We start from the raw sequence: 709 nt of genomic DNA on the forward strand, positions 1-709 counted from the left end.
GAAGCGAATGTGCATACGTGGACTTTGTCATCAAGCGAAACTTACGCCGAGAATCGAAAGTGCTTTGGTTCCAGATCGCTTCGCAAAAGGGCAGACGCGTCGATGATGGACAAACCGAAGGAGTACAAACGTATGAGTTATGCCTTCCACAGACCGCAGCAATTGATGGACACACGTATACGTACGTTCAAGTCACCCAAGTGACGGAACGAACGATGGAACGAAATGGACAGCTGATGCTCGTTCCTAATTACGAAGTCGAAAGCTACTGGGTGCGCCTCGAAGGATACGAGCATGTTCGAATGAGTGATGTGCTCGCATTGTATCACGATCATGCGACATGCGAACAGTTTCATAGCGAACTGAAAAGCGACTTAGATTTAGAGCGACTTCCATCAGGGAAGATGAAAACGAATGCGCTCGTGTTAGTCATGGGAGCATTCGTGTACAACCTTCTTCGTCTGATTGGACAAGATCTATTAAGCGATCCGAGACATCCATTACATCATAAAGTGAAACGCCGCCGCATCAAGACGATCATTCAGACGGTGATCACGATGGCAGGTCGACTCGTCCGCCGATCACGACAGATCTGGATGAAACTGACGCGAAGGAGTGGCTATAGCGAGCCCCTTCTGAACATTTACATAAAATGGGGAGAAGGAGCATAACGAACGATTGTTCGCAATTCTGTGCTCATCCTAACCCT

1 protein-coding gene is annotated in these 709 nt (G+C 48.1%); it reads left to right on the forward strand.

The features are described from left to right. Window positions 1–671: transposase (locus ABEV15_RS14000; protein ID WP_498853560.1), on the forward strand; the 671-nt coding region annotated here is incomplete at its 5' end. Window positions 672–709 lie beyond the last annotated feature (38 nt).

Source organism: Bhargavaea massiliensis, from assembly GCF_050480245.1.
Classification (GTDB): domain Bacteria; phylum Bacillota; class Bacilli; order Bacillales; family Anoxybacillaceae; genus Anoxybacillus.